At 61.6% G+C, this 16,250-nt stretch carries 16 protein-coding genes; 1 reads left to right on the plus strand and 15 read right to left on the minus strand.

The window, feature by feature from the left end:
• Positions 1–6 precede the first annotated feature (6 nt).
• The 11 genes from ABIE18_RS02020 to ABIE18_RS02070 form a co-directional block, all read right to left on the minus strand.
• Positions 7–1,191, minus strand: a complete 1,185-nt coding sequence (locus ABIE18_RS02020; protein ID WP_499720939.1) for a Gfo/Idh/MocA family protein — start codon at positions 1,189–1,191, stop codon at positions 7–9.
• Positions 1,188–1,586: a C-glycoside deglycosidase beta subunit domain-containing protein gene (locus tag ABIE18_RS02025; protein ID WP_224094055.1), complete on the minus strand. Its 399-nt coding sequence runs from the start codon at positions 1,584–1,586 to the stop codon at positions 1,188–1,190. The genes ABIE18_RS02020 and ABIE18_RS02025 overlap by 4 nt, the downstream gene beginning before the upstream one ends.
• An 8-nt stretch (positions 1,587–1,594) precedes the next feature.
• Positions 1,595–2,365, minus strand: a complete 771-nt coding sequence (locus tag ABIE18_RS02030) for a nuclear transport factor 2 family protein (protein WP_309929963.1) — start codon at positions 2,363–2,365, stop codon at positions 1,595–1,597.
• 10 nt (positions 2,366–2,375) lie between these two features.
• A complete protein-coding gene (locus ABIE18_RS02035) occupies positions 2,376–3,401 on the minus strand; it encodes a sugar phosphate isomerase/epimerase family protein (protein ID WP_224166254.1) in 1,026 nt (341 codons plus the stop codon).
• An 18-nt stretch (positions 3,402–3,419) separates the two neighbouring features.
• Positions 3,420–4,523, minus strand: coding sequence for a sugar phosphate isomerase/epimerase family protein (locus ABIE18_RS02040; RefSeq protein ID WP_499720940.1), 1,104 nt, complete (start codon positions 4,521–4,523; stop codon positions 3,420–3,422).
• The gene (locus tag ABIE18_RS02045; protein ID WP_224094049.1) at positions 4,520–4,915 is read right to left on the minus strand and encodes a C-glycoside deglycosidase beta subunit domain-containing protein; all 396 of its coding nucleotides are present in this window, start codon (positions 4,913–4,915) and stop codon (positions 4,520–4,522) included. The genes ABIE18_RS02040 and ABIE18_RS02045 overlap by 4 nt, the downstream gene beginning before the upstream one ends.
• A gap of 52 nt (positions 4,916–4,967) precedes the next feature.
• Complete coding sequence (gene carA, locus ABIE18_RS02050; protein WP_499720941.1) at positions 4,968–6,548, minus strand: c-glycoside 3-oxidase CarA; 1,581 nt, start codon at positions 6,546–6,548, stop codon at positions 4,968–4,970.
• Entirely contained in the window at positions 6,545–7,321 is a 777-nt protein-coding gene (locus tag ABIE18_RS02055) for a TIM barrel protein (protein WP_499720942.1), read from the minus strand. The genes carA and ABIE18_RS02055 overlap by 4 nt, the downstream gene beginning before the upstream one ends.
• Before the next feature lie 61 nt (positions 7,322–7,382).
• Positions 7,383–8,219 (minus strand): carbohydrate ABC transporter permease, encoded by an 837-nt coding sequence (locus ABIE18_RS02060; RefSeq protein ID WP_224094046.1) that lies wholly within the window; start codon positions 8,217–8,219, stop codon positions 7,383–7,385.
• Between the two features lie 2 nt (positions 8,220–8,221).
• Positions 8,222–9,181 carry a carbohydrate ABC transporter permease gene (locus ABIE18_RS02065; RefSeq protein ID WP_499720943.1) on the minus strand — a complete coding sequence of 320 codons (960 nt, stop codon included), beginning with the start codon at positions 9,179–9,181 and terminating at the stop codon, positions 8,222–8,224.
• 58 nt (positions 9,182–9,239) lie between these two features.
• Positions 9,240–10,526 (minus strand): ABC transporter substrate-binding protein, encoded by a 1,287-nt coding sequence (locus ABIE18_RS02070; RefSeq protein ID WP_499720944.1) that lies wholly within the window; start codon positions 10,524–10,526, stop codon positions 9,240–9,242.
• A 258-nt stretch (positions 10,527–10,784) separates the two neighbouring features.
• Between ABIE18_RS02070 and ABIE18_RS02075 the strand changes: the two genes are divergently transcribed.
• Positions 10,785–11,726 carry a LysR family transcriptional regulator gene (locus ABIE18_RS02075; RefSeq protein WP_499720945.1) on the plus strand — a complete coding sequence of 314 codons (942 nt, stop codon included), beginning with the start codon at positions 10,785–10,787 and terminating at the stop codon, positions 11,724–11,726.
• Between the two features lie 46 nt (positions 11,727–11,772).
• Here ABIE18_RS02075 and ABIE18_RS02080 read toward each other — a convergent pair whose 3' ends face one another.
• The 4 genes from ABIE18_RS02080 to ABIE18_RS02095 form a co-directional block, all read right to left on the minus strand.
• Complete coding sequence (locus ABIE18_RS02080; protein WP_499720946.1) at positions 11,773–13,251, minus strand: C-glycoside deglycosidase beta subunit domain-containing protein; 1,479 nt, start codon at positions 13,249–13,251, stop codon at positions 11,773–11,775.
• Positions 13,252–13,299: 48 nt separating this feature from the next.
• On the minus strand, positions 13,300–14,592 hold the full coding sequence (locus ABIE18_RS02085; RefSeq protein ID WP_499720947.1) for a C-glycoside deglycosidase beta subunit domain-containing protein: 1,293 nt from the start codon (positions 14,590–14,592) through the stop codon (positions 13,300–13,302).
• Positions 14,593–14,681: 89 nt separating this feature from the next.
• A complete protein-coding gene (locus ABIE18_RS02090; protein WP_499720948.1) occupies positions 14,682–15,605 on the minus strand; it encodes an NADP-dependent oxidoreductase in 924 nt (307 codons plus the stop codon).
• Between the two features lie 28 nt (positions 15,606–15,633).
• Positions 15,634–16,209, minus strand: a complete 576-nt coding sequence (locus tag ABIE18_RS02095) for a TetR/AcrR family transcriptional regulator (protein ID WP_499720949.1) — start codon at positions 16,207–16,209, stop codon at positions 15,634–15,636.
• Between the last annotated feature and the right edge of the window lie 41 nt (positions 16,210–16,250).

The following is a 16,250-nucleotide window of genomic DNA, read 5'->3' on the forward strand; positions in this document are numbered from 1 at the left end:
TGGAACCTACGCCTGGACCGGAACGTCGGCGGCGACGCGGGTCCATACAGAATCGTTGTTGGAGCTGCGTTCCACGGCGTCCAGTACACGCTGGACCCGCAGGCCATCGGCAAATGTGGGGTGCGGGTCCGTGTTCCGGACAATGCCCTCCACGAGGTCCTTGACCTGATGGGAGAAGCCATGCTCGTAGCCCAACATGTGTCCGGCCGGCCACCAGGCTGCCACGTAGGGGTGCACGGGCTCGGTGACCAGAATCTTCCGGAATCCCTGCTGGTCGGCAGGGGCGGTCCGATCGTAGAACTGGATGCTGTTCAGGTCTTCGAGGTCGAAAGCCAAAGCACCCTTGTCCCCGGAAATCTCAATCGTGAGCGCATTCTTTCGCCCGGTCGCAAAACGCGTGGCCTCGAAGGAGGCAAGCGCCCCGGACGCCAAGCGGCCCGTGAAAATGGCGATGTCATCCACGGTGACTTGCCCATACCCGGCAGCGGCCTTTCCGGAGAGCCCCGATCCGCTGCCAAGCAGCGGCCTCTGTTTGACGATCGTGTCCAGCACACCGGATACCTGTTCCACGTCCATGCCGGTGACGAACTCCACCAAGTCAATGGCGTGGGCTCCGATGTCCCCCAACGCGCCGGAACCTGCGTGCTCCTTCTGGAGCCGCCATGCCAGCGGCATGTCCGGATCCACCAGCCAGTCCTGGCGGTACGAGGCACGGACGTGCGCGATCCGGCCCACCACGCCCTCGGCGATGAGCTGACGCAGGAACGTCACGGCCGGAACCCGACGGTACGTGAAACCCACCATGGCCTTCACACCTCGCGCGGTGGCACGTTCAGCAGCCGCAGCCATCGCCTCGGCTTCGGCCACAGTGTTGGCCAGGGGCTTCTCGCACAGGACGTGCTTGCCTGCATCCAACGCGGCAATGGCGATCTCCGCATGTGAATCGCCGGGCGTCACGATGTCCACGACGTCGATGTCGTCGCGCGCGATGACCTCGCGCCAGTCCGTTGCCGATTCGGCCCAGCCCCATTTACTGGCGGCTTTTGCTACGGCGGCGGCATCACGGCCCACGATCACGGCCATCTCGGCGTCGGCCGGAAGGTCGAAAACCCGGGGAGACGTTCGCCAGCCCTGTGAGTGGGCTGCTCCCATGAACCCGTACCCGATCATGGCCACCCGCAGGCTTGTCATGCGAGCACAACCTTGCGCTCTACCGCCACGCGGTTGCCCACGTAGTGCATGGGTGCGATCTGCATGTAAAGCAGGCGCAGGGTGAGGGTAACCTCGACGTCGATCTCCTCACCTGAGTCGGGCACGCGGTCCAGTGGGATGATGATGTCCGGCTTGTCAGCGACGAACCAGAGGGTCTCCCACTGGTCCGGGAGTTCCTCGATTGAATACGAGCGTCCCTGCAGCTCGAACCGCAGCGCAGACTTGGGGATTTCCACGCCGTTGACCGTGGCTGCGACGTCGTCGACGGCGGAGAGCCACAGGCTGCGGTACCAAGGCAACTGCACGGAGACAGAGATACCCTCGGGGTGCCGGCGGACGTCAGCGTCCTGGAAAAGGGAGTTGTGGGTTGCCATGATGATCCTTACTCAAAAGTCTCGGTGAAGGTTGGGTGGGGTACGGGCGGCTGCGGCTCCAGTGTCTGCCTGGCCGATGGGTTGTACGGGTGGTACTCGGCTGGCACCGGCTCGTCCGCAGGCGGCATGAAAACGGGTTTGCCGTCGTCGCCGAAGTACATAAGGTCCAGGGCGAAGGCGTGCTGGTTCTTTTCGGCGAAGCTGATCCAGTTTTCTTCGAAGGGCGCCCGCAGGAGTTCGTAGCAGCGGAACTTCCAGATCTTCCATTCACCGTCCTGGCGGAGGAAGTCCACGGCGTACTTGCACCAGACCCAGTGGGCCCAGACCTTCTTGCCTTGTACTTCGCCTGGCGAGTACATGTAGTCCGGACTTTCCTTTGCCACCTCGGGATCCGTCAGCCCGGATTCGTTGCCGGTCATGATCCATACGCCCTTGGCGGTTTCGCCGTCGCCCGCGACTTCGATGACCGGGGTTGTGGTGTAGTGCAGGATCAGCTTTCCTACGGGATTCGGGCGGTTCCGGTGGTAGCGGATGACACTTTCGTAGTCCGTGTACTGGCCCGCGTTGGTGTACCTGGCGCGGATTCCGGGAGTTCCCGGCTTTACCCACAGGGGAATGATCTGCTCGTCCTGGAATGCGTTGTGCAGGTACATGTAGCGGTTGAAGAGGTTCTCGATCTCGCCGCGGTCGTTCGCGCGGCGTGCCAAGCGCCGGGCTTCCTGCAGTTCCATCCGGAGCTGCTGGATCTCCGCGCTGAGGTCCGTATCGATTGCTGGCATGGACGCCTCCCTAGGCCGGTACTACGGAGTCTTCAATCGCGCGCCGCATGAGTGCGTGCTGCTTCTTGACGAGGTCGATCGGGTCCGATTCACCGAGGTCGGCAAAGGCGTGGCCCTCCCATTCGCTGGACAGGAAGCCTGTGTAGCCGCCCTTGACGAACTGGCGGACGATGCGCGGAATGTCCATGGCCGGCTCATTGCCGTTCTCGTCAATGTCGTAGAACTTGGCGTGCACGTGGAACATTTGCGGCATGATGTCCAGCCATTCCTCGGGTGCCACCAGGCCATGCATGTTGAACGCCAGGCGGGTGAACGGCCCCAGGTTTGCGGGATCGAAGTTGTTGGAGCGGAGGTAGTCCTCGAATTCCTGGTTGCGTTCCTGCATCGGCAGCGGCTTTCGCCAGATGTCCTGCATGACTGCGAAGTGCTCTTCCGGCAGCCCCATTTGCGTGAGCGTCCGGAACAGCGTGGGCGACAGGCTGTGCATCGTCGAACTGAAGTCTGCCGTGAAACCAAGGCGGTCGCTGCCGAGTTCGTCGTACATCTCCCGGATCTGGAGGATCTTGGGGTCGTTCGGACCCTGGGGTGCGTGGATTTCGTAGCCGAGCTTCTGGTCGTACTTCTCAGCGAGGGGCAGCAGCCGGCGCAGCAGTTCCTTGCCTGCCGAACGGATGACGATCCTGTGGAAGCCGAGCGTGTTCGCGGTCTTCAGCTGACGCGCAAAGAAGTCAAATTCCTCGTCCGGAGTCATGTCCCGGTCCTTGCGGCGGCCCATGTCCAGGTTGGTTCCCACAGCGCTGGGGGTCAGCCCGTACCGGTCCATGCTGTCGCGCCAGAGTTTGACGAAGTCGTCGTCGACATCAGGGTAGGTGCGCAGCATCTGCGCGATGTTGAATTCGACGCCGGGACCGAGCCCTTCGTCGGCCACGGCCTTGATGAGCGTCTCGGGAGTGTAAAGGCCTGCTGCAAATTCAGAGGTCAGTGAGTAGAGGGTGATACCAAGCTCGATGCCCGAGCCTGCGATGCCTGTAGACATGGTGGTTATCCGTTCGTATCAGCCGAGGACCGGCTGGGTGAGGTGGCTGTTGAGGATGCTGCGGGCTTCGGCAGGATCCGTGATGATCCTCGAACCGGCGTTGGCAGCGGCTGAACGCTGGATGGCCTGTTCGCCACGGATGATCTCGAAGGGGTCCTGCCAGTTGTTCCAGTGCCACCCCTCGTATTCACTGGAAATTGCGCCGGAGTAGCCGTTCTCGACGAGCAGGCGGACGAGGTCGCGTACGGGCACGGAAGGTTCCTCGCCGTTCTCGTCGATGCCAAAGAACTTGCCGTGCACGTGGCGGACGAACGGCATGATTTCCAGCCAGGTATCAATGGGGGCCGGGCCAAAGAGGCCGGTTCCATTGATCGCGAAGTCGATGCCCAGGTCCGGACGGCCGTTGCGGGCGGCCAGGCCAATGAAGGCTCCGAAACGTTCGCCGTGGGCCTTCTCGGTGGTGGGTGGGCCTTCTGCGTAGAAGCCGTTCCACATGGCCACAACCTGTTGGAGCAGCTCTTCGGAGGCGCCCCGGCGCCGGTAGGCCTCAAGGAGCGACGGCGCGAAGCCGCTGACGGTGGCACCCCAGTCGGCCGTGAAGCCAAGGAGCGGGGAGCCCAACTTGTCGAAGCGGTCGCGTAAAGCGAGGATAAGTTCGTGGGCACCGTGCTGGTGTGCGTGGACTTCAAGCGCCAGGGTGACACCGTACTTTTCGGCCACTGGTAGCAGGCTTTCCATGGCATCGGGCGTCAGGGAGATTTGGACGCGGGCGATCGGGAAGCCCAGCCTGGAGGCGACCTCGATTTGCTTGCGCATGTACTCCACAAGCTCGTCGTGGTTCATGAGGCGGTCCCTGCGGATGCCCGTGTCAACGTTGACGGCCAGTGAGGTGGGAAGCAGTTCCACTTCGGAAACGAGATCACGGAAGTGGCCTACGAACGAGTCATCGATCCGGCCCGGGAAGCCCCGCAGGCTTGAGAATCCAATGATTTCAAGACCTGGCCCAAAACCCTCTGCAGCTACCTTGCGGATCAGGCCGTCAAGGTCGTACTGCCGGCTATGGAAAGCGCGGGTGAAGCTGTAAAGGGTAACGCCCTGAATGGGAGTGCCGAGGCCGGTCATCGCTGTCCTACCTTCATGGTCTTGGTGTCGTTCTCTTCGATGTGCAACACGCCGTGGTCAGTGGTGATGTAGGGGATGTAGAGCTTGAGGTCCACCCGTACTTCGTGGTCCGCCTCCGGATCCGTCAGGGGCAGCTCGCCAGAAAGAACTGCCGAATCCAGTGGAAACCACCACTCATCCGTCTCCTCCACCAGCTCGCCAAAGCTGAAGGTGCGGTTGTTCATGGTCCAGCGCAACGACTCCTCGGGAGCGGCCACACCGTCGATGGTGAGCGCGGCCCCGGCAATGCAGGAACCCGGCAGGGCCCGGTACCACGGGATACGGACTTCGACGGCGGTTCGGTCGCCTTCAGTGGTGAGCGTTCCCTGCTCGATCATGCGGTCGGCAATCATGGGATCTCCTTGTCTTGCTGCGGGGCTTGAGGCTTCCGCAGCGACTTCTTCCTTATTTAGTAATTCTATTGTCTGATTCTGACATAAGTAAAGAGTTATCCAGCTCTTCAGCGATTTTGCGGGCTCCACGCACGGCAAGGGCGACAGCCGTCAGCGTTGGATTACAGGCCGTCGCAGTAGGAATAACCCCGTTGCCGGCAACGAAAAGCCCCGCGGCTCCCCAGACTTCGCTATTCGGAGAGCAAACACTTTCCCCGTCGTCTGCACGGCCCATGCGCGTCGAGCCCTGGTAGTGCAGTGATGCGCCCGGTGGCAGCGCGAAGGGACGTTCGTCCAAGGGACGTCCCACTGCCTTCCCAAGCCGCACAATCTCCGCCTTTGCCCGCTCGATCACCTCATGGTCGCGCTCCGTCAGGCGGTAATGGATGCGCATGGCCGGCATTCCGTAAGCGTCCCGGACGTCATCATCAAAGGCCACGCGATCCTCGCGCTGTAGATCCTTGGCGCAAAACAGCCCCAGGCCAACAATCGAACCGGGCGCCACGGGATCGTCGTCAGCCAATGGCACCGGCGAGGCATCCAACTGCATAATCTGGCCGTGGAAAGGGACATCATCGGTGTACGGAACCCAGGCCACGCCGCTTTGCTGCGTGAGCCCGCCCCGGCCTTGCGGCGCTTCCTCCTGCGGCGCTTCCTCCTGCGCAGGGGCCGTGACGCCTTCCAGTCGACTGGCAAATACCACCTGCGGTTGATCATTGAGGTAGCGGCCCAGTGCCTTCGGCCGGATACCCGAAGCCCAGAGCAGCTGAGGGGTCCGCAGCGCATCCGCCGCAACCACCACGAAGCGTGCCGCGACCGTATGGCTCCCGCCCGTCCGGCGGTCCTGGACTTCGACGCCCGCAACCCTGCCGCCGTCGAGCATTACTTTGGTGACCAGCGACTCGTCGAAAAGTTCAAAGCGCGGATTCTGCCGGGTTGCCTCGCCCATGACGACGTCGGCACCTGACCACATGAGGCGGCCGTCAGCTTCGCGGTGGACCGCAAGGGGCATGGGCTGGACGCGCAGGGCGGACTCACGCCCCTCGTCGACCACAGCCGCCAACCGCCCGCGGACGAGATCCGAGAAGGGAGCGCCGTCAAAGGCGTGGGTCGTGACGCCCAGGAGACGCTCGGCGTCGTCCAGCAATTCGTCCAGGTCCTGAATGAAACTGATGCGCTCCTCGCCGGAAGGGCGGGGGCACGCCGCAGTCCAGTGCGCCCCCATGCCACCGACGTTGCTGGACATTGCGGCAACGGGCATGCCGTCTTCGCCGGGGAAGGCATAGCCCTCACTGAGCAAGTAGGTTCCTGGCCGCGCCCTGCGTTCGCCGCTCTTCACGGCACCTGGCGAGTTCACGGTCGCTGCGCCCGCGCCCGGGCCTTCGGAAGCAAGCTGCGCGGCGGCGCGAACCTGCTCATCAGCGATGTTCTTCACATGTGCGCCCGGAGGATTGCTGACGGTTGGGCCCACCTCGAACATTGCGATGGTAGCCTCAGGCGCTTCCTCGCTCAGGATTCGCGCATAGGTGGACGCCGTAGGACCGCTGCCGACGATTGCAACGTCAACCGCCGAAGGGTAGAACCGCTGACTCACCGGGCGGCCACCAATTCCTGGATGCGTCGGACGGACTTCGCGGTGGCGATGGTTGGGTAGTATTCGAGTCCGATCGGCCCGCTGTACCCGCTGGACTCCAGGTCTCCCAGCCGCGCGTTCCAATCGATCGAACCGGAACCCGGCTCGCCCCGGCCCGGCGCGTCCGCGATTTGAACGTACTTGATGAGGTCGCCCGCATTGGCCAGTTCCGCGGCCACATCCTCGCCTTCAACGGTGGAGTGGTAGAGGTCGTACAGGACTCCGAACCCGGGCGAATTCACGCCGCGCGCAATGTAGACGGCCTCCGACGTCCGGTCCAGGAGGGCCCCGGGATGGTCCACGCGCACGTTGACGGGCTCCAGGACCAAGGTGATGCCGGACCCCTGGATGTGGTTCACGCCCTTGGTGAAGATCTCGATGAGCTCATCGAGTTGGTCCTGTCGCTTGCGGCCGCCAAAGCCTGTTCCGCTTCCAACCACAATGCGTGGGCAGCCAAGCTGGCGCGCAACCTCGACGCCGGCATCGAGCCCCTCGTAGAAGGGTTCGTGGTTTTTCGGAGGAATCATGAACTGCATCCGCGGCTCCGCCAGCTGGGCGGTGAGCTGCACTCCGGTCTCCTCCAATGCGGCCTTCAGCGCGGGGATGTCCTTGCCCGTTGGACCCCACATCTCAACGGCATCGAATCCGGCCGCTGCCGCCGCTCGTACACGATCAGCGGCACTTTCGCCTGCTTCAGCGAACAAAAGGTCGATATTCGGCGCAAGTTTAAACATGGTTATCTCCTGGAAGTAAGGGGTGTTTTCTAAAACATGGGGTGGTGGTGGACGGCGTCCGTTAGCCCTTCAGGCCGCCGGAGAAGCCTTGGATGAAGCGCTTCTGGGCGAAGAGGAACAACGCGAGGATGGGAATCATGGACACGATCACGATTGCGAAGATGGAGTTCCACTGCGAGACCAGGGAGCCGATGAAGTAGTACATCGCCACAGGCAGCGTCTGGTTGCTGGAGCCACCCAGGAAGATCAGCGAAGTGAAGAAGTCGTTCCACACGATCAGTCCGGCGAAGATGGTCACCGTGCCCGTGGCCGGAGCCATCATCGGGAAAACTACCTTGGAGAACACCTGCGTTTTGCTGGCGCCGTCAATGGTGGCTGCTTCTTCGTAGTCCGTACCCAGGCCGCGGAAGAAGTTGGAGTACAGGAAGATGGACAGGGGCAGGAGCATGCCCGTGTACAGGACGATCAGGCCCCAGGCCGAGCCCGTAAGACCCAAGGAACGGGCGCCCATGTACAGGGGAACCGCCCCCAACTGGCCTGGCAGGATGATGGCGATCAGGAACAGGTAGTAGGCGCCCTTGCTCCAACGGCGGGTTGACCGTGAAATGACGTACCCAGTGATGGACCCAAGGGCGATCAAGCCAAGGATGCTGCCGGTGGTGATGATGACACTGTTCACCAGGCCAAGCACCACATTTGAATTGCCTTGGGCCGTCAGGACGGCGGTGAAGTTGCTGAAGTCAGGGCTCGACGGCGGTGCCAGCGGCGAGGTCGTGTAGATCTCACCATCGGACTTCAGTGCAGTGGTCACCAGGAAGTAGAACGGGGAAAGAAAGAGGAGGGCCAATGCCCACAGACCGATTTCGCGGAGAACGGTGAGTTTTGTGTAGCGGAACATTGTTAGTCCTCGGGGTTCGATCGCGTCAGCCGCTGCTGGATTACGGCGAAGAACAGGATGATGACGGCCAGCACCAGGGCCAGGGCTGCGCCGCCGCCGAAGTTGCCGAGCGCAAACGCCTGCTTGTAGACCTGCGTGGCAAGGGTTTCCGTGGCGCCCGCCGGGCCTCCGCCGGTGAGTGCCATGATGGGGTCGAACACCCTTAGCCCCTGAACAATGCCCAGGGTTGATGCGATGGCTACGGCCGGGCGGATAGCTGGAAGGGTGACGTTCCAGAAGCGCTGCCACATGTTGGCGCCATCGATGGCTGCGGCCTCCTCGATTTCCATGGGAACGCCCGCCAGGCCTGCCATGAAGATCACCATGGCGAAACCGGTGCTGCCCCAGACCAGGACAATCAGTACTGTCCAGATGGCCCATTGCGGGTCCGCCAACCACGGCTTGGCCAGGTCACCAGCGCCGATCGAAGCGAGGAAGACATTGATGGGGCCGTCGAAATCGAAGATGTACTTCCAGATGTAGGCCGTTGCCAGCGGGCTAAGGACCACGGGCATGAAGAACAACGTGCGCAGTACATACCGTGTCTTTATTACCCGGTTCAGGCCCAGGGCGATGAAGAGGCCGGCAACGTTGCTGATAAATACGGAGGAAAAGGCCAGGAAGAGGGTATTCAGCAGGGCCCCGAGCTTGGTCGGGTCCTTGAAGATTGCCTCGAAGTTTGCCAGGCCAACCACTTTGAAGGAGCCGATACCGGTCCAGTTGGTGAAGGCGAAGTAGCCGCCGATTCCCGTGGCTACGTAGTGGATGGCGATGACGAGGGCGATCCCGGGGAGCGCCCACCACCAGTGGCCGAACTGCAGGGACCCACCCCGGGAACGGACCTTTCGGGCCGCTCCCGGGTGTCGCCTGCCTCGCCGGGAAGCGTCAGCTGCTTCGGTTTTCGATTGCATCGTCGCAGTCATGGTAATCCTTGCTCGTCCCTTTGAGTCGTCGGATCTTCGGTGGGGTTCTTATCCGGTCTCAGCCCCAGGCCGCATCCATGGCCTGCAGCACCTGGTCAACCGACTTCTGGCCTGTCAGGAGACCCTGAACACCCGTTGCGAGGGCATCGTAGACAGAGGAGTTCGGCCACTGGCTGTTGGGAAGCGGACCGTACTTGCCGTCCTTGATAAGGTCCCCGACGTTCTTGTAAGCGCCGGATGCGTAGTCGTAGCTGTCCAAACCACTAACGGGAAGTGCGCCATCAATCTCCGCGAACGCCTTGGTCTGCTCAGGTTCGGCAGCCCAATCAAGGAAGGCCTTGGCAGCATCCTTGCTCTTGGAAGCGGCATTGATGGAGAAGGAGTAGTTCGCGCTGGCGTAAACGAAGCCCTTGTCGGAGCTCTGCTCGGACGGAAGCGCGCGGACTGCAAAGTCGGAATTAGCCGCTGCCGTCTTGAGCTGCTTCCACGAAGGAGCAGGGATGAAGCCGGCAAGGGAAGAGCCACTAGCGAGCCCCTTGGTGATGGCGTCGAAGCCGGCGCCCGCTGCGCCCTTCTGGAAGCAACCTGCCTCATTGAGCTTGACGACGGCCTGCAGCGCGTCCTTCCAGCCCTGGGAGTCAGCGAAGGTAGTCTGCTTGCCCACCCGCTTTTCGTTCCACTTGGGGTCCTCCGCGTACACCCGGGAGGCCGCCAGGGACATGGCCATCAGGCCGGTGTTGGGTGCGGCTGATCCGGCCAGTGCAAAGAAGGACTTACCGGAAGAGTTCAGCGAGGAGCACTGCTTTTCCAGGGACGAGAAGTCACTGGGGAAATCGGAGACACCTGAGGCCTTAGCTGCCGTCTCGTTGGTCACGAGCCCGACGACGGTCATCTCGGCAGCCTGGCCGTAGACCTTGCCGTCCTTGCCGAACAAGGCTTCGCTGCCCACTGGAACCAACTTCTTGGCCGAATCGTCCAGGGGTTCCAGGAAGTTTGCATCAACCAGCGGAAGGATGCTTCGGCCAGTTCCCGATCCGGGCGACGTCACGATGACGTCCGAGGCGTTGCCGGCCTGCAGCTGTGTGCGGACGGTCTGGTCGTACGAGTCATTGGGCTGCGCGTTGAACGTGATCTTCACGTCGGGGTGCGCTGCCATGTACTGCTCGCCGAGCTTCTGGAACGGGCTCTCAATGGTGTTGGAGGTAGCGAACGTCAAGGAGAATTCCTTGGTGCCACCTGCGCTGCCGGCAGTGGTAGAACCTGAGCAGCCTGTCAATGCAAGTGCAGCAGCGGTTGGGATGACGAGAACGCCGAGCTTCAGTCCTCGAAAGCGGTGCTGTGTCATTTTCAGCCTTTCTGACTTCTTTGTCTTTATCGGGAGCGCCGTGACCCCCGTCACTCATCAGTATGCACGGCATTTGCCAGAAAGACACATAAGTATTTCGGATGCTGCACATAAGTCCGGCTGTTTCGTGTAATGGGCCGATTCCCGGTAGCTCCCCAGGGGCTCCAGATTCACGGCGGAAACGTCATCACGGCCGTGGATACACTGGTCCTGCTACGCCTTCTGTTTCCCAAGGCCCCGACTCAAAGGATTGCCGTCGTGACGGACCACGCCCTGCTTTCCAGGCTCGACCTCAACCTGCTGACGTCCCTGGATGCCCTCATTACCGAACGCAGCGTGACCCGCGCGGCCGAGCGCCTGCATTTGAGCCAGCCAGCCTTGAGTGCTTCATTGGCCCGCCTCAGGAACCACTTTGGCGATCCGATCCTTGCCCGCCGTGGGAACACCTACGAGCTCACCCCGTTCGCCCTAAGGCTCGCCGAACACACCACCCTGGCCCTCGATGCCGCCCGCCGCGTCTTCGAGAGCCAAGCCAGTTGGGAGCCCAATGAATCGGCGCGGGAGTTTTCCATCTATGGATCGGACTACGGTTTCACCACTGTTGGACGGGTCGTTTCGGAACTCGCAGCCGAGCGCGCACCTGGAGTCCGTTTCCGGTTCATGCTTCACAATCCGGTGGTGGTCGAGGACGCTGCCAACCGGCTGAGGGCGGCAGACGGCATGGTGATTCCCCACGGGATCCTCACGGGCCTCCCGTTCGTGGATTTGTGGCGCGACGATTGGCTTGCCGTTGTTTCAGAAACCAACGACGACGTGAGTGAGGAGGTCTCCATGGACAACATCGCCAACCTGCCGTGGGTCATGACCTATCAGTCGCGCTCGGCGTTCACGTCCGCTGAGCGCCAGATTCAGCAGTTGGGCATTGAGCCCCGCGTGGAAGTAGTGGTGGAAAGCTTCCAAGCACTCCCCCACTTCATCGCAGGAACCAACAGGATCGGGCTCATCCAGGCAGCCCTTGCCCCCATTGCCCGTCGCTTGGGCGGCGTCCGTATCCTGCCGCTGCCGTTTCCGGCCACGCCGTTGGTCAACGCCTTATGGTGGCATCCGGTCCACAACGCCGACTCCGAGCACATTTGGATGCGCGGCCTCTTCGAGGAAGCCGCCGCGATCGTCGCTGCCGGAACCGAGGCCAACGCGTAGAGCCCGGCCGGAGACCCGGCCGGGGTGCAAGTGGAGCTCTCCCGCGTCAGACTTTTGCTACTGCGGCGCGCATGCTGCGCCTGATGAGGTCGTGCTGCTTCCGAACCAGCAGCAGGGGGTCTACCTCACCCAACTCGGCGAAGGCATGTCCTTCCCATTCACTGGACCAGTAGCCTCGGTAACCACCTTCCACAAACACGCGGACGAGTTCCGGGTAGTCGATGGCAGGTTCGTTGCCGTCGTCGTCAATGTCATAGAACTTCGCGTGCACGTGCATGATTTGCGGCATGATGTCCGCCCAATCACCTGGACTGACATGTCCGTGCATATTAAAAGCGAGGTGCGCGAACGAGCCGAGCCGGGCGGGATCAAAGTCACGGCTTCGGAGGTACCCGATGAACTCATCCTGCCGCGCACGCATTGAGGCATCCGTGGACCAGATGGCCTGCAGGCGCTCCAGCGCTTCTTCATCGAGTCCGGCCCGCGAGACCGCCCGCAACAATGTTGGAGACATGCTGTGCATGGTGGAAGAGAAATCGGCCACGAAGCCCAGTAACGGCGAATCCAATTCGTCGTAAACGTCCCGGACTTTCATGATCTCGGGGGAATTCGGTCCCAAAGGAGCATGGATCTCGTACGCCAGCTTGAGTTCCAATTGTTCCGCGAGCGGGAGCAGGCGCCGCAGCAGCTCCGGCTTTGCGCTCTGGATCCGGACCAGCGGGAATCCCAACTTCTTTGCCCCGTGGAAGAGCGTCTCTGTAAATTCGTATTCTTCGTCCGGGGTCATATCGCGGTCCCGCCGGCGGCCCATGTCCAGATTCGCGCCGAAGGAGCTCGCATCGAAACCGTGTTTGTCGAAGGCTGCATGCCAGGACTTGGCGAAGTCATCACTCACCAAGGGGTAGGTGGGCAGCACCTGGGAAGCGACAATTTCGATTCCGGGTCCGATGCCGAGCTCCGCCACCCTGTTCAGCAACCCATCGAAGTCATACCATCCAGCCCGGAACTCCGCACTTGCCGAGTAGAGGGTCAACCCCAAGGAGAACGGATCCTCGTCCGCTTTCGGCGGCGGTGGCGTGACCGGCGTCGTGGTTCTAGGTGCCGGCGCGTCGTGGTCCACAACGGTCAACTCAAGAGCCTGGTTGACGAAGTTGGGCACGTACATACCGGGCCCACCATCCTGTCCGGCCGCGATCTGCATGTAGGGAAGGCGCAGCTCGCCGAAGATGCGGATGTCATGCTGCTCGCCCAGTTTCGCCGGCACAGGACGTTTGACAATAAGAAGCGGGTGCCCCTGCAGGAACCACAGGGTTTCAGCCTGGGCCGGAAGTTCTTCCAAGGCGTAGATCGTTCCGCCGAGCTCGAACGAGAGGTCCTGCTGCGGAACCTCTTCACCGTCCACTGTTAGTTTGAGGGTGGAGACGGACGAGAGCCAGAGGCTCCGGTACCAGGGAAGGGTCAGCGATAAAGCGAGGCCTTCGGGGTGGGATCGCAAGCTGTCTTCGTGAATCAGTCCATTGGGCATTGTTCTTCTCTTACTGTGGGGATGTCCCTGACGTCTCTGACTCTGAGGTCAGGCGAGTTCGGATGTGATCTTGCGGATGAGCGAATGCTGGCGGCGAACTTGCTCGATGGAACGCCACGGCGTCCTCTCGCCCTCGTACTCGCTGGACAAGTAGCCGTTGTACCCGGCCTCCTTCAGGGCTTTAAGGACGGGACGCCACGGAATCTGCTGGTCTTCCAAGTGTTCGTCGATGTCATGGAACTTCGCCTGGATGAAGACGACGTACTGCGCGACGTCGGCAAAGTCTGCCGGGTCCACGCCGATACCGTCGAGGAAAGCGGGCCTGGTTTCCCTGGTCTCGCCCTCCCGCAGCGGGACTGGCCTGTCCTGGAAGATTCCGGTATCGATCAACAGGCCAAAGTTCTTGGTGCCCGTGCGCTCGATGAGGGCAATGTAATCGTCCACCACCGGGTGCTTGATGGGCGTGGGCGAGTGGATTTCGGGGCAGATAACCACCCCCAGCTCATGGGCAAGATCCAGGGAACGCTCCACGGACTCGGTCCAGATCGGGTCCGGAATGAGGTCGCTGGAGACAACGCCGATCTTGGGACGGACGAAGCCAAAGCCCAGACGATTAGCCAGCCTCAGGTCACGTTGCAGTGCGGCGGCACCTTCCACGGCCGTCATGCTTCGGCCTGGATGCAGTCTTGTATCGATCCACGAGCCGTAATTGGTCGGTTCGAGGGAGTACTTCTCCAGCAAGGCGAACCACTGGTCAGTCCAGGCGGCCGTGGGCTCCGGATAGTTGGGCACATGGCCCTCCCCCAAAATTTCGACGCCGGTGGCTCCCGTATCTGCCACTGCCGCCAAGGCGGTTTCCAGGTCCAGGACCGTTCCGTAGTCGTGCATGAAGCTGTAAAGGGAGACCCCGTAGCGGAAGACTCCATCGCCACCCTCGGGCCCCAGCGTGATCTGCCGCGAGCTGCGGTGGACCGTGGGCTGGTGCTCAAGCGGGATGTAGGACATGCGAAGTTTCAGCTCGACATGGACATTATGTACGCCTTGGGGAAGGCCACCCTCCAGCGGAACGGTGACGACGGCAGCTTCTTCCAACTGCCATCGCACGCCCTCACTGGCCCAGAGCTCGCGGAGGCTGTACGTGTTGCCGCTGAAGGTCCAGAGCGGAACCTCCGCGGGTACGTCCACCAAATCTCCTACACGAACCGCAATGCCGTCGATGAGGGAGGCCGCCATGCCGCGGTAGGAAGGCATGCGTACCCTGAACTGAAATCCGGTAGCGCGATCGCCTTCACGGACATTGCGGAAGCCGGTGGCTTGAATGAGGTCTCGTTCAAGAAGCATCTTCGCTCTTTCCTAGGGGGTAGGAAGAGCATAACCCACTTAGGTATGAATTGAACATAAGTGGGCTTGGATCATACTGAACTTTTAGGCTAGAGCTCCACCGTGAGCACAATCTTTCCGCGAGTATGCCCCTTCATGTTGAGTCGGAAGGCATCCGCTGCTTTGGCCAAAGGAAGTGCCTCTGCCACCTCTACCCGGATCTTGTGATCGTCCACCAAGTCAGCGAGCTGCTGCAGTTCGGCACCAACAGGATTCACCCACATCCAGGTTCCGCCATGCGCCTCCACCTCGCTGTCCGCAATGGATGCATGCCGGCCTCCCTCAGACAGGACCTTCAGCGTCGCTTCGAGGTTTCCGCCCGCAAAATCGGCCACGACATCCACTCCAGCAGGACTCAACGCACGCACGCGGTCGGACAGCCCCTCACCATATGCCACAGCTTTGGCTCCGAGGGACTTGAGGAATTCGTGGTTCCTTTCCGACGCGGTCGCGATGACCCGGGCACCGAGCGCCACTGCGATCTGAACGCCGAGGGATCCGACACCGCCAGAACCGCCATGGATCAAAACCGTCTCGCCCGCCTTGAGCCCGAGACGATTCAGTACCTGGAAAGCGGTAAGCCCGGCCAAAGGAAGCCCGGCCGACTGGTTCCAATCCAGGGAGCCCGGCTTCCTGGCAAGAAGCCGCTCCGGGAGCGCAATGTATTCAGCAAAACTTCCGCCATGAACGTAATCCTTGCGGCCATAGGAGATAACTTCGTCGCCTGGCTTGAAATGCGGTGCGTCGATTCCTACAGACTCCACCACCCCCGCTACATCCCACCCGGGAATGGCCGGGAATTGCAGATCCATGAAGGAGTCCAGGTAGCCGGCCATGATCTTCCAGTCGACCGGATTTACCGACGCCGCCTTCACCTTCACCAGGACCATGCCCGGCCCCACCTTAGGCATTGGCTGCTCGGTCAGCTCAAGGACATCCGGGTTTCCGTACTCGCTATAGGTAATTGCCTTCATTCTTGCGACAACGGCCCTCCCCGCGAGGCTATTCCGACGCGCGAGGTGAGTCGTGCAGAACTTTCGCGGCCAGCTCTTTAGCCCAGCCCACAGCTTCTGGTTGCGCATCCAGATTTGAATTCGATACAGCTCCGTCGTAGAGCAGCCGGAGCCGGGCGGCCACGCCTGCCGGTTCAACAAAGCCTGCTTCTTCACAGAGGGAAAGCATCGCGTTTGAAAGCCAGTCCCGGAAGGCCCGGAGTGCCTCGGCCTCCACGCTTCCGGGAAGTGCCTCTGCGCTGGCATTGGCGAAGGGACATCCCCTCCATCCGGGAGAGGATACCGTTTCCTGAAGGGCATCAAAGATGGCCAGCAGCTTGTCGACTGGATCCCCCAGGCCCTGCTGGAACCTCGCTATGCGTTCGCGCCGTTGACGGTCGCGGCCCTCCAGGTAGGCGGCAACGAGATCGTCCTTGCCCGAAAAATTGTAGAAGAGCGAGCCCTTGGCTACGCCCGCCTCTTCGATAAGGCGGTCAATGCCAACAGTGTGGACACCCTCGGCATAAAACAACTTGTCTGCGGCATCGAGGAGGCGCTGCCGAGCCGGAAGTTTGGTGGAGGCCATGCATAAAGCATATCAGACAGATCTGTCTAAAACTTCTTGAC

The organism is Arthrobacter sp. 2762, from assembly GCF_040548745.1.
Lineage (GTDB): Bacteria > Actinomycetota > Actinomycetes > Actinomycetales > Micrococcaceae > Arthrobacter.

Excerpts from the sequence above, each read along its gene's own strand:
- ABIE18_RS02020 (WP_499720939.1), bottom strand. The coding sequence starts at position 1,191 with ATGACAAGCCTGCGGGTGGCCATGATCGGGTACGGGTTCATGGGAGCA.
- ABIE18_RS02025 (WP_224094055.1), bottom strand. The coding sequence starts at position 1,586 with ATGGCAACCCACAACTCCCTTTTCCAGGACGCTGACGTCCGCCGGCAC.
- ABIE18_RS02030 (WP_309929963.1), bottom strand. The coding sequence starts at position 2,365 with ATGCCAGCAATCGATACGGACCTCAGCGCGGAGATCCAGCAGCTCCGG.
- ABIE18_RS02035 (WP_224166254.1), bottom strand. The coding sequence starts at position 3,401 with ATGTCTACAGGCATCGCAGGCTCGGGCATCGAGCTTGGTATCACCCTC.
- ABIE18_RS02040 (WP_499720940.1), bottom strand. The coding sequence starts at position 4,523 with ATGACCGGCCTCGGCACTCCCATTCAGGGCGTTACCCTTTACAGCTTC.
- ABIE18_RS02045 (WP_224094049.1), bottom strand. The coding sequence starts at position 4,915 with ATGATTGCCGACCGCATGATCGAGCAGGGAACGCTCACCACTGAAGGC.
- ABIE18_RS02055 (WP_499720942.1), bottom strand. The coding sequence starts at position 7,321 with ATGTTTAAACTTGCGCCGAATATCGACCTTTTGTTCGCTGAAGCAGGC.
- ABIE18_RS02060 (WP_224094046.1), bottom strand. The coding sequence starts at position 8,219 with ATGTTCCGCTACACAAAACTCACCGTTCTCCGCGAAATCGGTCTGTGG.
- ABIE18_RS02065 (WP_499720943.1), bottom strand. The coding sequence starts at position 9,181 with ATGACTGCGACGATGCAATCGAAAACCGAAGCAGCTGACGCTTCCCGG.
- ABIE18_RS02070 (WP_499720944.1), bottom strand. The coding sequence starts at position 10,526 with ATGACACAGCACCGCTTTCGAGGACTGAAGCTCGGCGTTCTCGTCATC.
- ABIE18_RS02080 (WP_499720946.1), bottom strand. The coding sequence starts at position 13,251 with ATGCCCAATGGACTGATTCACGAAGACAGCTTGCGATCCCACCCCGAA.
- ABIE18_RS02085 (WP_499720947.1), bottom strand. The coding sequence starts at position 14,592 with ATGCTTCTTGAACGAGACCTCATTCAAGCCACCGGCTTCCGCAATGTC.
- ABIE18_RS02090 (WP_499720948.1), bottom strand. The coding sequence starts at position 15,605 with ATGAAGGCAATTACCTATAGCGAGTACGGAAACCCGGATGTCCTTGAG.
- ABIE18_RS02095 (WP_499720949.1), bottom strand. The coding sequence starts at position 16,209 with ATGGCCTCCACCAAACTTCCGGCTCGGCAGCGCCTCCTCGATGCCGCA.